The following is a 13,971-nucleotide window of genomic DNA, read 5'->3' on the forward strand; positions in this document are numbered from 1 at the left end:
GCCGCACCGCCTCGCGGCGCTGACGTGCCTTTGCCGTCAGCCCGCCCCCATCCGCATAACGCATACCAACGGCATAGCGCGCACACGGCCGTCAGTCAGCTACCCAAACAGGCCAATCACCTCGAAGCGCCAAGGTCAGTAAGGCGCTGATGCCGCAGGCGGAGCCCTTCCGGTCCTGGGCGACCTTCTCGTTCACGGCCTCCTCGGGGCGCGTCAACGAGTGCGACCTGTTCATCCTCGTGCCGCGCGGCCTCTTCCTCGTGGAGCTCAAAGCGCACCCGGGGCGCCTCGTCAACAACGGGAGCACCTGGAACTTCCACGGCCCCGACCGACTCCGCACGATCGACAACCCGCTGCACCTGACCGACCTCAAGTCCAAGGAACTGCGGAGCAAGCTCTCCTGGGCCGCCGGGAAGTTCCACACCGGCGTGCGCATCCCGTTCATCTCCCCGGCGGTGTTCCTGTCCGCCCCGAGCCTTCGATCCGAACTCGACGTCGGCCAGCAGACGAACGTCTACGGACGTGACGACGGCGCCAGCGGCCTGCCCCGCATCTGGCAGGACTTCCTCGGCCTGCCGCCGCAGCGAGACTCCGAGGCTGCCCGGCGCGAGCGATTCGAGCTGGCGCGGGCCCTGCCCGATCTCATGAAGAGGATCGGCGTCAAGGCATCCACCGCCCACCTGAACTTCGGCGACGGCTGGAACCTCGCCGGGCGCCCCCTTGACGGTGGCCCCACCTGGGAGGACCGCCTTGCCATCCGCGAGCAGCCCATCCGTGAGGAAGGCCGCGTCCGCGTCTACCTGGTGAGCCTCCAGGCAACCGCGGAGACCCGGAACTCGGTCGAACGAGCAGCCCGGCGCGAGTACCAGGTCCTCCAGGGCATCAGCCACCGCGGCATCGCCCAGGCCCGGGAGTTCCGCGACCACCAGGGTGGCCCGGCCATCCTCTTCAACCACCGCGCCGCCGACCTGCGCCTGGATGCCTACCTGGCCACCTACAGTGCCTCGTTGACCCACGAGACCCGACTGGAGCTGGTACGCCAGATCGCCGACGCGCTGCGCTACGCCCACCAGCGTTCGCTCTACCACCGCGCGCTCGCGGCCCGATCGGTGTACGTCTCCTGCAAGTCCGACGGGTCCAACCCGGTCGTGCGCATCATCGACTGGCAGGTCGCCGCCCGCGACTTCGACAGCACCTCGCACACCTCCCTCGGCACCCCCAGCGCCGGCGGCGATCACGTCGAGAACGCCGCACAGGTCTACCTGGCGCCGGAGTTCGAGATGGAGTTCGCCGACCCGGTCGACCTGGACATCTTCGGCCTCGGCGCCCTCGCCCACCTGATCCTGGCCGGCGAGCCACCGGCCGAGCGGCGCAGCGCCATGATCGAGCGGCTGACGAACGACGGCGGACTGCGTCCGTCCGCCGTGTCGGACGCCGTGTCGGAAGAACTCGACGGCCTGGTGTTCCGGGCAACCCGGGCGGACGTGGCCGAACGGCTCGACTCGGTGGACCGGTTCCTGGACGAACTCGACCGAATCGAGCACGCAGCCGCCACGGAAGTATCGGCGCCGGTCGGCATCGACCCGCTCGCGGCGATGGCAGGGCAGAACGTCGATGCGGAGTGGACGGTCGAGAAGGTCCTCGGCACCGGCGCCACCGCCAGGGCTCTGCTCGTGCGGCGCGAGGCGGAAGATCTCGGGGGCGCGATCCGGGTCGATCGGCGCGTGCTCAAGGTCGCCCTGGACGAGACCCGCGACGACCGCCTGGAATCCGAGGCCGACGTGCTGGCCAAGGTCGGCGGTGGCGCCGTCGTGCGGCTGCTCGACGGTCCGCGCAAGATCCACAACCGGACGGTGCTGGACCTCGAGTACGCCGGCGAGCGCTCACTCGGTGCCCGACTGCGTGGGGACGGGCGCCTGACCTACCACGAGCTTGAGCGCTTCAGCAGCGACCTCTTCACCGCCCTCGACCAGCTGGCCGGCAAGGGCGTGCGGCACCGCGACCTCAAGCCGGACAGCTTCGGCGTGCTCCAGCGGGCCGACCGATCCTGGCAGCTGGTGCTCTTCGACTTCTCCCTCGCCGAGGCATGGGAACGGGACGTGAAGGCCGGCACCCGCGGCTACCTCGACCCGTTCCTCGACACACCGCGCCGGCCGGTCTTCGACAACCACGCCGAGTACTACGCCGCAGCCGTCACCCTGCACGAGATGGCGTCCGGCGAGCGCCCCCGCTGGGGCGACGAGATGACCGATCCCCGCACCACCGACGACGAGTACCCGGTGATCGCGGAGGAAGTCTTCGAGCCCGCGCTGAAGGGGACGCCGTAGGCGCCCCTGGAAGCGAGGTGGATCACGGTGATCTCGGCCGCGAGCAGATCCTCCTCACGCAGGCGGGCCCGGCGGGCGGCCTCGCCGGCCCGCCAGGCATAGAACGACGACCGGGAGATCCCCAGGACGGCACAGATCCGCTTGACGCCCCAGGCGCCGTGGTGATCATCGACGAAACGGAAGCGGATCACCGTGTCGTCTCGGTCGCGAAATAGGCGGCCGCCTTGCGCAGGTTTTCGATCGTCTTCTGCTGCTCGAGGTCTGGCGCCGCAGCCGGGTGAGCTCCTCGCGTTCGGCGGTAGTCAGCTCGCCCGGCCGGCTCTCGCCCCGGTCGGTCTTGTGCTGCTTGACCCAGCCCCGCAGCCCCTCCGGGCTGACCCCCAGTTCCCGGGCGATCTCGGTGACGTTCCGATGTGGCGAGGACCGGATGAGCGCGGCCGCGTCCCGCTTGAACTCCGCCGTGTACCGCTTGGCCATGTTGCTCTTGATTCCCACCTGGTGCTGCTTCCTGCGGGCTTGCATCGCCCAGTCTCCAGGTGTCCAACCTCAAGGGGAAACTTCAGGCAACACCTCCACCTTCACCCGGGTCACCTGCCCGACCCCGTTCCCGCCCGGCTCGGAGGTCATCGTGCTGCCGCTGACGCAGACCTTCAACGGCCCCGACACGCCCGGCATCCGCGTCCACGACGTCACCGAGTCGGGCTTCCTGATCCGGCTGAACGAAGTGCGCGTGAACGCCACCGTCATGAGCGACGGCAAGCACACGACGGAGAAGATCGGCTGGCTGGCCACCACCGTCTGACCCGCCACCTTCCGCAGGAGCGCGCCGCGCCCCGGCGGAAGGCCCCCGGGGTGAGCATGGCGGCGGCCGTGCCGTGACTGTGAGGATCTCCCAGCCCGGACCGGCGACATGGCGTCCCGCTGCGGAAGGCGTTGCTGTTCGGTGGACCCGAGGCGGCAAGCGACCCAACGACGCGGCACGATGCTCAGGCGGCGGCGCGGTGCTCGTCCTCGTCGATGGCGTCGTAGAGGTAGGTGCCGTGGGCCCAGTTGGTGAGAGTGCGCCGGTCGATGAGGATGAGGTCGTGGCGGGCGGCGAACGCGGCGGCGTCCCGGGTGAAGCCGTTGAGTCCGATCATGACGGGCACGTCGGCGCCGTGTTCGGGCCGGGCGGTGCCGTTGAACGTCTGGACGTCCCGGGAGCCGACCGGTTTGCGGTCGTGCTTGCATTGGAGGACGACCTTGCGGCCGAGGTGGTCCCTGGCGGTGACGTCCGCGCCGAGGTCGCCGGAGCGCCGGAGTGCTGCACCTGGAGGAAGCCGTCCCGGACGAGCAGTGCGGCGCAGGCCTTCTCGAAGTCGGTCGGGTCCATCACGTCGAGATGGTGGATCGAGTACGTCAGGGCGGTCGGGTCCTCGTCCTCGACATCGTCGGCCCAGTGGTGCACGTGCCCGCGCGGAGCGAAGATCCATGCTGCCGCCGCCAGGAGCGGAGCCAGGACGACGAGGCCGGCGGTGAGCGCCGACCACCAGGGGTGATCGGTGATCCAGCCCCCACACGTCCATGCTCAGCCAGTGCCAGAACGAGGTGGTCAGCCACTGCCAGAAGACTTTGGCGGCGGCCACGGCCAGTACCGCGCCGGCGATGAGCTTCAGCAGCGGATCGAAGGTGCCGTCATCGCGCACTGCCGTGTGCTCCTTCCCGCTGGATCCGGCGGGTGGCAGCGGGGGCGCCGAGTGCCCTGCGCCTGGGTGGTCCGGCGGGAAGGCGCAGTAGGTCGTGCAGAGCGGTGCCATGCTCGGCCCACCGGCCGAGCCGGTCGCGGTCGATCCAGTGGACGCCGTGCTTGTCGCCCCAGACTTTGGCGTCGCGGGTGAAGGACCCGTTGGTGACCACGACCGCGACGTCGGCCCCGTGCACGGGGCCGGCAGTGCCTTTCACCTGGTACATCACCTGGGAGCCGACCTTTGCGCCGACCGTGGTGTGCTTGGCCTGCAGTACGATGCGGCCCAGGGCGGGGTGCCGGCCGATCACGTCAGCGGCCTGATCCCCCTGCCGTCCTACCTTGCGGGCGCTCCAGCCGTCCCGGACCAGCAGGTCCCGCAGCGCGTACTCGAACTCCTGGTCACCGAGCGCGTCGATGCCGGGCAGGCTCAGCCGCAGGGTCGCCAGGCGCTGAAGGCGGGCCCGGGTCGCGGTTCGGCGCCGCGCCCACCACACCGCTGCGGCCACACCGGCCGCGCCCACGAGGGCCGCAAGGACAGGCCAATGCGCCATGGCGGCCCGAGTGCCGGCCTCGGCCGCCCGGACGAGGAGGACGAGCACGGCGAGGGCGACAGTGCTGGCCGCGACGAACTCGGTGGTGCCCCGTGGCCGACGCAGCCGGCGCCGACGGCGCGCCATCAGCGCGCCACGGCGGGGGCGGAGGCAACCGGTGCGGGAGCCGGCGGCGGGGCGGTATCGGTCCCGCCGAAGCCGATGAAGTGCCCCCACAGCCACACGGCGGCGCAGATCCCGGCGATCGTCCAACCACTCATCCTCTTCGCGCTCGGGCGCGGGTTGCGGCGGATGTAGCTGCGCACGACGTGATATCCCTCGGGGACCGGCATCGGACTCGTCTCCCTCCCGTCGGCGGGCCGCACTACACGGCTCGTCTCGCCTCTTGATGTAGCAGCGCCCCGCGACAGAAACCGGGGGAACGTGGGGAGATGATCACGGGCCAGGATGCGAATCGGCCAAACCGATCGTGTGCGGTTTCCTCCGCCGCCGCCCCGACAGGACGCCCGTGGCCTCGCCGGATCGGACAGGCGCGCACAACAGTGCGGGGATAGGGGCAGGTGTTCGCGCCGACCGCCCTCGGGGAGGGGGCCGTTTCCACGTGGGACGGATGCCTTCCCCCGAGGCTCAGCGATGCTGGTCATGGATATGGCGAAAAGCGGCGGCGCACGGCGGTGGGATACGAGCGGGGGCGCCAGTACCGGCGCAGTCGGTACCCGACCGCTTCTCCAGCGGGAGCCGGCGGGTCGCGCAGGACCAACCAGCGGCGGGATTCCCCAGACCCACCCTCCTTCGCGAGCTGGAGGTCCTAACCTTTCGTCAGAAATGAGAGAGGGGTGGGCATGACGTCCGGTGGTGCGGGTCCGCAGCACGGAAGTCCGGCAGCGCAGACACCACGTGACGAAGGCAGTGGGCTCGCCCTGCTCGGTGGCCTGGTCTTCCTCGGCATCGTCGTGCAGACCACGGCCTGGATGTGGGGGCACCCCCTGGCCGCAGCAGCCGCGTTGGCCGGCACCGCCCTCGCGTTCGTCGGCCTGCGCCCGGTACTTCGGCGCAGCGGCTTCGGCCCACGACTGCGCCGATTCCTCGAACCCCTGTGGGCCCTCGTCCGCGCGGGCATCTCCGCACGCCTCGCCCTCGCCCGCACCACGCTCACCGCGGCCGTCACCGACCGCGTCGAGCAGTGGGCCCACCAGCCGCTGCGCCGGGCCGCGCCGTCCGAGCCCGCCGCCTCCTATGTGCGGCGGTCTCTCGACTACACGCTGGAGGCGTTCCAGGGCGCGTCGCCGGTCCGGTTCGAGGAAATGTGCCGTGAACTGCTGGAACGCGACGGCTTTGCCAGCGCGGAGCGGGTCGGTGGGGCCGGAGACCTCGGCGCCGACATCGTCGCCGACGACCATCTGGGACGGCGCGTGGTGCTGCAGTGCAAGAGGTACGCGAACGCGGTGGGGTCTGAGGCCGTGCAGAAGTTCAACGGAACCGCCCGGCCGGTGCACGGCGCAGCCGTCCCGGTCGTCGTCGCCCTCAACGGCTTCACCAAACCGGCAGCCGCCTTCGCCAACCAGCAGCGCCTCCACCTCGTCGACCGCGAGCGCCTCGCGCGCTGGGGCGCCGGTGAGCACCTCTACGACGTCCTGGAGATCGACCGCGGAACGGGGCAGCAAACCTGATCGTCGGCTGTCATCCACCAGTGGCCCACTACCAGCAGCGGTGCTGGCGCGTGCATCAACGCTGGAACCCCCCGATGTTGTCGGTGCTGGGCCATAGGCTTCTGGGACCGCCATCGACAGGGGGCTTCGTGTACGAGAACTCGCTGACCGTCGACATCCCGCTCGGCCCGTTCGAGGGGACACCGGTTACCGTTCACTCGGCCAAGGGCAGGAACGCCAAGCTGCACACCACGACGGACTGCTCCCTGCTCCGGACCGCGGCGGTCACGGAAGCCAGGCTCCCGCTGGATGTTGCGACGGTCGAGCGGTTGTGCGCCCAGTGCTGGTCCTGGGGGCCGTGGACGAGGTCGGGGAGCGGGTTGGGCGTCTTCCTGCGGGCGCTCGGCGGGGTCGGGCTGCTGTTCCAACTGCATTGCTACGCCGGGCCGGACGAGGATGTCCACTGGGATAGCGAGGAGGTCCAGGCCGCGGCTGATCTTCTTCGCTCGGCGGTCGCAAATCAGGAAGACAACGAGGACGACGAAGCCCCCGACGAGGATGGTCGACGCGACGCCGAGTGGTTGCGGAACCATATCTTCGATCGGTGGCGCGCCGCCGCGCAGAGCCTGCACCAGGCCGAGAGCACCGCGGCGATGTTCCCCTGGCTCGCGGACTGGGTGAAGCCGAAGCTGGCGGCCAAGAAGCACCACCTGGAGGAACTCCGCGGCCAGGCAGCGGCGTTCGTCGATGCGACAGGGCTCCTCACCGGCGCGGCCGCAGCCGGCATGAGCGAACCCGACCTCCCGGTGAACGATCCCGCGTTCGGCGCGCTCGGCAAGAGCGGCGACATCGCCAAGGCCCTCACAGCGCTCTGGCGCGGCTGGCAGGCCGAAGCCTCCCCTGGCAGGGACGGTTCCGCTCGGCCTACCTATGCGGTGGCGAACCTCATGCACGGAATCCGGAGCAACCGCAAGGGGTACGACCAGGCCCGCGAGGCCGCCGAACTGCTCGTCGCCTCCTGGGTGGAGCACACCCGCACCGCCGTCGCCGCGGCGGACCCCGCGTCCGCACAGCCGGTGAAGGTGACGCTGCCGGAGATCAAGGAGAAGACCCCGCACAGGCCCGAGCACGGTTTCCTCCACGACGTCGACTCGTGGACGCTCGGCGTCCTGGTCACCTATCTCACCGACGCCGACTGGGGCCGCCGCACCCTCACTCTCCACGTCCCCGCCCTCGTCGCGGAACGCCTCCTCGCCAGGTCCTGGCCGCTCGCCTGCGAGCTCCGCACCGGCGGCACCGAGCCCGAGAACGGCGACGCGCACCACCCCGTGAGCAACCTCCAGCCCGGGCTGTTCGACGACACCCCGGTCCTGGAACGTCTACCGGTCACGGCGGAGCACCTGCGTGCCCTGCGGACCTTCGCGCCCGACGCCGATCAGCTGTTCATCGTCTTCTCGACGAGCGGCGGCGCCGAAGTCCTGCCGCTGGCCGTGATCGAGAAGCGGCTGGCCGACGGATGGCAAGGCGTGATCATCGCCGGCGCCTCCGACCTGCCGGCAAGCCTGATCCATCCCTGGGCTGAGCGCATCGGCGCCCGGCCCGAGACGGGCACCTCTCTCTGGCCCCAACCCGTACCGGACGCGGACGACCCGCGATTCGGCGCTGAACTCGGTCTGGAGTACGGCGAACTGCGGGCCGCCTGGCTCGCCTTCGACGACCGTGACCGAGAACGCAACCTGCGGCTCCTCGCCATCCTCCGCAGCGTTCACGACCTGCGCACCGTCGACGGTGGCTACGACCGTGACGGCCACCGCCGGACAGTACCCAGCGCGGTGTGGCACGGCCTGCTCGCCGAAGAAACCCTCGACCTCGAACCGTTCGAGTCCGGGACCGGCGACTGGCGACGAAGGGGAAGCGGCATCCCGCTCGGCGTTCTCACGGACGTCCAGATCTACACCACGAACGCCAATCCGCGGATCCAGGGCAAGGGCCACTCGCCTCTGTGTAGGCACTCCAACGAGCGCGGCGTCGCGGAGGACGACGACGTCCTGACCCCAGCGGACCTGCTCGGCCGCGAGGACCTCGACTATCACTGGTGCAGCAAGTGCGGCGGGTACGCCGTCCGCAGGCTCACCGACACCCAGCTCTCCTACTACCGTGCGGCACACCGCCTGCACCTTCTCGCCCGGGACATCGACCAGCACGGGCCCGGCCACGCCCACACCGACCCCAAGACCACCGCCGAACAGCTGGCCGCACTCGCCGACTGGCACCCGATCGGCGAAAGCCACTGGTCCGGGCGCGGATCCCGGAAATGGCGCAGAATCGTCAATGATCTCCAGAACAAGGCCCAGGCGCTGCAGCGTCGTGACGCGCCCTGACCGCCGCGCCGTCGGCAGCAACTGCGGCGAGGTGCTCGGCCTGGGATCACTTCGGGGCCTCCCGCGATGAGTGCTCACGGGTGCCAACGGGCTGCGGCTTCAGGTGGGCATCAGTGATGCAACGGCTCCCGGTCGTGGGTGCGTTCCTTGGTCTCCCGGGTGCTTGCCGTACATCGCCCATATGCTCGCTGTGAGGTACAGCGGAGATCATCTGGGAGCAGCCGTGAAACCCGGAGACATCACCATCCCTCAGCGTCTGGGGCATCTCAGTCGTGACCCTCGCGGGTATCCAGTGATCGCGACGGTGGACCGCGGCAGTGACGGCGTCGACTTCGGCTCGATCGATGAGCATCGGAAACTGGTCCTCGCGACGTTCGACTGGTGTGCGGTCTGCGGCTTGCCGTTCCGCGACGAAGCACGGTGGCAGTTCGTCATGCATATGCCGGAAGGAGGAAGTGTCAACGCCATCTGGAGCGGCGAGGCCCCCGTGCACGAGATCTGCGGTGTCTACGCAGCACAGTCTGTCCGTTCCTGTCGTCTCCAGGCGCGCGCCTGGGTGACGACGGTCGCCGGGGCCAGCGTCGACCGGCCGGCGTGCTCGCGGCCGGCTACGCGAGCACGGATGTGGTGGAGATCAAGACCTCCGGACTGCAGGACGACATGTACGTCGTGCACTTCTCCCACACCTCCGCCGCCGGCAGGTTCACCTACTCCGACCGCAGAGAACTATACGATCGCTACCAGGAGTTGCTGGCAGCGGAGACGCACATCGAGGTCTCTCCCAGCGAGAAGACCCTGGTGGATCGTTTCAACGCCACCAGCACGCCAGCAGGCGAAGGTGATCCCGGCGCGACGGTCGCCGGCGCGGCCGTCATGGCGGCCGCGGGATACGCCCGCAACGTCTTCCGCCTGAGCGGGATGAAGACCTTCCAGGGGGCGTCGTACGCCACCATCGCGGCGGCGTTCCTCACCGCCGATGGGCTGCGTAGGACGGCGGAGACGTTCCCCGATGAATCCGGTCGAGCGGCGGCCCAATGGCTGCTGGAACAAGGCGACCACCTGCCTTCGGTACTTGCTCGCTGGCGGGCGCGCGGCATAGCGCAGACGACTGGCCGTACGGCTCCCAAGGCCAAACCCGAGGGGCCGGGTCGTTCGGTCCCGAAGAACGCCGCATGTCCCTGTGGCTCTGGCCGGAAGTCCGGCCGTGCCACCCAGCGGGGCTGTGAGGCGCTGAGAACGCCGGGAGTGACAGCCGCATCGTCTGCGGCACGCAGGCCAGGCCTGAGACAGCCAGCCGTCCTGACCGGCGCGCTCGGACCGGCTCGGTGCTGTCGTACGGCTAGCCTGCCTCGGGGCCGCCCGGAGCTGTCACCGGGTGGCGGGCGGCTTCGGCCACGCTGTTCCCTTTACTGCGGCCGTGAGGATGTCGCCGAGGCGGAGCCAGGCGTTGGGGCCGGAGGAGCTGATCGGGCTGTCGGCGAGCCGTTGCCAGGCGTGGTCGTCGTCGCCGAGCGTGCCGACGACCAGGGCGACCACGGTGGGGTGGATGCTGTCGTAGTGGCTTCCCCTCGTTTTGAGCGCGGTCCAGGCCGGCATTGCGAGGACGGTTTCGTTGCTGCAGTCGGGCAGAGCGAGAACGTGCCGGGCCCAGGCTTCGCGGTTGGCGGGATTGCCGCCCAGCCTGCTCCGAAGTTCGTGAGTCAGGGTGTGGACTGCCTGCCGCGGGTTTGTGTGGCGTGCGAGGACGTCGGGGAAGGAGCGGTTGTGCCCGTAGCCGCTGTGCGCGAACGACAGCAGTGCCTTCTCGATGAGTTCGTCGTTGCCGGCATGCCGGTCGAGGTACTCGTCGAGGACGTCTGCCGTCACGGCGGAGAGGGCGCGGGGCGTCACCTGTTCGGGATCGCCGAGTGCCGTGCGTCGTGTGGCGGGTGTCTGGGGGAGTGGGTCGGCGACGATCCGGCTGATTGCGGCGATCAGTTCGGTGAACTGCCGGTGGTCCTCCTGTGCCGTGTAGTCGTAGGACCTGGGACGGGCCTGGCCTCGGCGGGCTTCGCGGATCATCGACTGGACCGTCTTCTTGACGGCAGGTGTCACCTCGGGCAGGTGGAGCAGCATGGTGTGGACCCAGCGGAGGTCGCCTGCCTGGCTGATGCCGAGGGAGTCGTTTGGCTGCCAGGTGTGGAGCGCCTGTACGGCCACATCGGCGAAGTGCTGTCCCAGTTCGGCGAGTTCCCCTGTGGGGGTGAGCCAGGTGTAGGGATCGCCGTACGAGGGCTTGGCCTCGGCCGGGTTGAGCACCAAGCGCCACCGCCCCTCTGCGGCGCGGGAAGCCCAGGAGACAGCGGCACCCACGCCCCACCGGGCCCGGCGGCCACCGCCGTCCTCAAGGTAGCGCTCGATGTGTTCGCGGTCCTCCTCACCGAGGGAGGCGAGGTCGGCGGCGAAGCGTTCCCGGGCTTCCTCCGACGAGGACCCGTCCTGGAGAACGCGGCACACCCGGGCCACCAACCTGGCCTGAGCGAAGCGGTCCAGGTCCTCCAGGGCGATCCGCTTGAGCAGGCCGGGCTCGACCATCCACGGCAGGCTGCCGAGCAGTTGCTCCATGATGACGGGGTGGGCGTCGGTTCCTTCGGCGCCGACGACGAGCTGGGAGTGCCGGTCGGGGTGGCGCTTGAGGACTCCCGACCACATGGTCTCCCAGGCGGCGAACGCCTGCTTGAACCGCTCCCACCAGGCGTGGGAGCTCTCGTTGTCGCGCTCGCTGTCGTCGGGTGCATCGGGCAGCAGCGAGACCGCGGCGTTGAACACGTCGTCGTGAAGGCGTTCCGTCCGCAGGACCAGCTGGGCGGGTGTCGGTTCCTTGAGCAGGGTCGGTGTGATGAACGGACGCTCAGGCACCCGCCTGCGCAGCTCCGCTGCGACGGCCCTGCACAGAACCGGCGGCCGGCGGGCGGTACCGAGAGAACCGAGCTGGCCGGCCGTGCACTGTCGGAGTGCGTCGTCTCGAAGGGCATCCCCGCACTCGGGATGGGCAAGCGCGAGAGCCACCAGCTCGATCGCCGTCCCGACCGTATAGTCGGGCTCCGACTCCGCCTTCCGCAGGCCGTTCGTCACCGCCGCTTCCAAGAGCCAGTCAGGCGCCTCGTTCCGAAACGGTTTCGTGAGCAGTGCTTCGAGGAGACGCGTGTACTGCCGGTCGTCTGACAGCGCGCGGGCCTGTTCGGCAGCCATCCGGGCCGCGGCCGACCCGGCGTCGGCGCCGGCCGCAACAGCGACCAGGAACTCCACGGGCAGCCGTGAGCCGTTGGTGGCCATGCCGCACATCCCTCCCAAGACACGAATGGTCAGGCCCATCCTGCTCTATGCCTCGGACAATCAAGTCGAGAGGCCGGTCTACGGTCCAATAGTCCGGACCGGTCCGGCTTTCGAAGCGGACACGAGTGCTGCCGTCGGGTACGGTGTCGGACAGGACCAGGTCCGGACCGCCGACAGCATCGGCGGAACCAGCCTCGGCCGATGCTTTTCTCCACCGTCCGGAGGCGCGTCAGCAACGTGCCCACCAGCGGAACTCCACCCAATTCCGCGCTGCCTGCCCCTGGGCACGCCTTCCACCGCACCGGAGTTCCCGCATGCCCGAGCACCAACTCGCCACCTCACCGCGCGACTTTCTCTGCGAACACACCCTCAGTAAGAGCCGAGTCCTCGCACTCCTCTCCCACGACAACGGCCCCGACTCGCTCCAGGCCGTCCTCACCTGCCGTGACCCCGAACTCGCCCACCGCGCGGCCGAACTACTGCGCCGGACCCTGAGCCGGCCAGCCGATGCCCTGCCCGCGGAGTCCGTGGACGGGCTGTGCGGGCAGTTGCCGGACGCTCCGGCGTCCTCGCTCCGGCAGGCCGTCGCCCACATGCTGGCCGGCACCTGGCCGACCGCCGCCGGAACGCTCATCACCTGGCCCGAAGGATCCGCGCACGAGGACCTGGGACAGGACGACGGCGCCGACAGCGAGGACGGCGACAACGACGCGGCCCCGGACCCCGGCGGCCGTGCACGGGGTGAGGCGCGGCTGCGTGACCTGCCGGGCCAGGTCGTACGGATCGCCACGCTCCGCGAGTTCCACGTCCACGACCGGCAGGCCTTGCTGGACGCGGCGGGCGAGCAGGGGTGGGAGCCGATGCCGGCCGATCAGCTCGACGATGACGACCCGCACGACGTGGTCGGAGCGGTCATGTGGCTCGCGGACCCGCCCGTCGACGTCGACGGGGCGGACGCCCTGACCGAACGCAGCCATATCTCCCTGCTGCGGCGGAACAAGGGCGACGAGGTCGCCGAGTGGAGTACGGAGCCGGTCGTGGCGGACTTCGGCCCCGGCCCGCGTGCCGCCGAGGCCGGGGAGTCCCCTGAGCGCAGCCTTGGTGAGGAACTTCCCGATTTCGCGGCGCTCTTTCCCGTCGAGGCCCCGCACTGCGAGGACCCGGAATGTGAGGAAGAGAGCTGCTTGTGGCAGCTGACTCCCCGCACGGCCGACCTCCTCCACACCGCGCTGTCGCTGCTGGCCGACGAGGCGTACGAGGACGCGGAGGAACTCGGTGACGGGCGCCTCGTCCCGGACAAGCACGAGGGCAATTGGGGGGTGTTCCCGCGGCTGCCCAAGCTGACCTTCGCCACCGACCTCCAGTGGCGGCGCCGCTTCGCCCGCGCCGCCGACGACCTCGCTGACGACCTCGAACGCGGCCACTGGCCGCGGCCGACCTGCACCGCAGAGGAACTCGCCCTGCACCTCGCCATCGACGACGCCGGCGACAGCGCCGACGAGCTTGGGGACGACTCCGACGGCACCGGGCACGGCACGCACAGCACACTGCCGATGCACCGCGACGACTACGACTTCGGTGCCTGCACGGACATGTTCTTTCAGGACACCGACGTCCTCATGCTTTACAGTGCCCGCTTCGACGGTATCGAGGACCGCGACGGTGACGCCAACCGGCAGCTGGGCGTGGGCGACCTGCGCGTGCAGGCCTGGTTCGAACCGTTCGGGAACGTCAAGGCCCGAGACCCCCAACGCAGTTTCCGCCGCTGAACGGCCGGGCCCGCGCCGGACGGCGGGCCGAGGTGCGCACGTACCTCCGCCCGCTGCCGGCGGCGGGCGGGCGACTGGCAGGGGCCTTCCGGGCCCGACACGGTGCTCGGCCCCTTCCCGGCGCGGCGGCGCAGAGCGAACGGCCAGTCGAACGGATCGGGGCATCCTTCTGCGGCAGCAGACCGCACATGAGCTGTTCCAATGTCGGAGAACGCCCGACCCAGGAGGCCGCAGGGCCGCCCAGGATGGCTCG

11 protein-coding genes are annotated in these 13,971 nt (G+C 70.1%); 5 read left to right on the top strand and 6 right to left on the bottom strand.

Going from position 1 to position 13,971, the window contains the following annotated elements; genetic code table 11:
• The first annotated feature begins 149 nt into the window (after window positions 1-149).
• Window positions 150-2,327, top strand: coding sequence for a protein kinase domain-containing protein (locus PUR71_RS10670; protein WP_329926436.1), 2,178 nt, complete (start codon window positions 150-152; stop codon window positions 2,325-2,327).
• Between the two features lie 165 nt (window positions 2,328-2,492).
• On the opposite strand, the gene PUR71_RS10675 is transcribed toward PUR71_RS10670, so the two are convergent.
• Window positions 2,493-2,822 carry a transposase gene (locus PUR71_RS10675; RefSeq protein WP_329926438.1) on the bottom strand — a complete coding sequence of 110 codons (330 nt, stop codon included), beginning with the start codon at window positions 2,820-2,822 and terminating at the stop codon, window positions 2,493-2,495.
• 133 nt (window positions 2,823-2,955) lie between these two features.
• Here PUR71_RS10675 and PUR71_RS10680 point away from each other — a divergent pair, with 133 nt between their 5' ends.
• Entirely contained in the window at window positions 2,956-3,129 is a 174-nt protein-coding gene (locus PUR71_RS10680) for a hypothetical protein (RefSeq protein WP_329926440.1), read from the top strand.
• A 184-nt stretch (window positions 3,130-3,313) separates the two neighbouring features.
• On the opposite strand, the gene PUR71_RS10685 is transcribed toward PUR71_RS10680, so the two are convergent.
• Genes PUR71_RS10685 through PUR71_RS10695 form a run of 3 tightly spaced genes read right to left on the bottom strand, consistent with a single transcriptional unit; the run spans window position 3,314 to window position 4,936 of the window.
• Window positions 3,314-4,012 carry a restriction endonuclease gene (locus PUR71_RS10685; RefSeq protein ID WP_329926442.1) on the bottom strand — a complete coding sequence of 233 codons (699 nt, stop codon included), beginning with the start codon at window positions 4,010-4,012 and terminating at the stop codon, window positions 3,314-3,316.
• The gene (locus PUR71_RS10690; RefSeq protein ID WP_329926444.1) at window positions 4,002-4,730 is read right to left on the bottom strand and encodes a restriction endonuclease; all 729 of its coding nucleotides are present in this window, start codon (window positions 4,728-4,730) and stop codon (window positions 4,002-4,004) included. The genes PUR71_RS10685 and PUR71_RS10690 overlap by 11 nt, the downstream gene beginning before the upstream one ends.
• On the bottom strand, window positions 4,730-4,936 hold the full coding sequence (locus PUR71_RS10695; RefSeq protein ID WP_329926446.1) for a hypothetical protein: 207 nt from the start codon (window positions 4,934-4,936) through the stop codon (window positions 4,730-4,732). The genes PUR71_RS10690 and PUR71_RS10695 overlap by 1 nt, the downstream gene beginning before the upstream one ends.
• Window positions 4,937-5,446: 510 nt before the next feature.
• On the opposite strand from PUR71_RS10695, the gene PUR71_RS10700 reads away from it, so the two are divergent.
• Complete coding sequence (locus PUR71_RS10700) at window positions 5,447-6,274, top strand: restriction endonuclease (protein ID WP_329926447.1); 828 nt, start codon at window positions 5,447-5,449, stop codon at window positions 6,272-6,274.
• 20 nt (window positions 6,275-6,294) lie between these two features.
• A complete protein-coding gene (locus tag PUR71_RS10705) occupies window positions 6,295-8,634 on the top strand; it encodes a hypothetical protein (RefSeq protein WP_329926449.1) in 2,340 nt (779 codons plus the stop codon).
• A gap of 737 nt (window positions 8,635-9,371) precedes the next feature.
• Here PUR71_RS10705 and PUR71_RS10710 read toward each other — a convergent pair.
• Complete coding sequence (locus PUR71_RS10710) at window positions 9,372-9,587, bottom strand: hypothetical protein (protein WP_329926451.1); 216 nt, start codon at window positions 9,585-9,587, stop codon at window positions 9,372-9,374.
• A 415-nt stretch (window positions 9,588-10,002) separates the two neighbouring features.
• Window positions 10,003-11,949 carry a hypothetical protein gene (locus PUR71_RS10715; protein ID WP_329926453.1) on the bottom strand — a complete coding sequence of 649 codons (1,947 nt, stop codon included), beginning with the start codon at window positions 11,947-11,949 and terminating at the stop codon, window positions 10,003-10,005.
• A gap of 314 nt (window positions 11,950-12,263) precedes the next feature.
• Between PUR71_RS10715 and PUR71_RS10720 the strand changes: the two genes are divergently transcribed.
• A complete protein-coding gene (locus tag PUR71_RS10720) occupies window positions 12,264-13,718 on the top strand; it encodes a hypothetical protein (RefSeq protein ID WP_329926455.1) in 1,455 nt (484 codons plus the stop codon).
• Window positions 13,719-13,971 lie beyond the last annotated feature (253 nt).

This window comes from Streptomyces sp. SP17BM10, assembly GCF_036322405.1.
Taxonomy (GTDB): domain Bacteria; phylum Actinomycetota; class Actinomycetes; order Streptomycetales; family Streptomycetaceae; genus Kitasatospora.

Bases quoted from the DNA above. Each gene is read 5' to 3' on its own strand.
- PUR71_RS10670 (WP_329926436.1), top strand. From the start codon at position 150: ATGCCGCAGGCGGAGCCCTTCCGGTCCTGGGCGACCTTCTCGTTCACG.
- PUR71_RS10690 (WP_329926444.1), bottom strand. From the start codon at position 4,730: ATGGCGCGCCGTCGGCGCCGGCTGCGTCGGCCACGGGGCACCACCGAG.
- PUR71_RS10695 (WP_329926446.1), bottom strand. From the start codon at position 4,936: ATGCCGGTCCCCGAGGGATATCACGTCGTGCGCAGCTACATCCGCCGC.
- PUR71_RS10700 (WP_329926447.1), top strand. From the start codon at position 5,447: ATGACGTCCGGTGGTGCGGGTCCGCAGCACGGAAGTCCGGCAGCGCAG.
- PUR71_RS10710 (WP_329926451.1), bottom strand. From the start codon at position 9,587: ATGGTGGCGTACGACGCCCCCTGGAAGGTCTTCATCCCGCTCAGGCGG.
- PUR71_RS10715 (WP_329926453.1), bottom strand. From the start codon at position 11,949: ATGGCCACCAACGGCTCACGGCTGCCCGTGGAGTTCCTGGTCGCTGTT.
- PUR71_RS10720 (WP_329926455.1), top strand. From the start codon at position 12,264: ATGCCCGAGCACCAACTCGCCACCTCACCGCGCGACTTTCTCTGCGAA.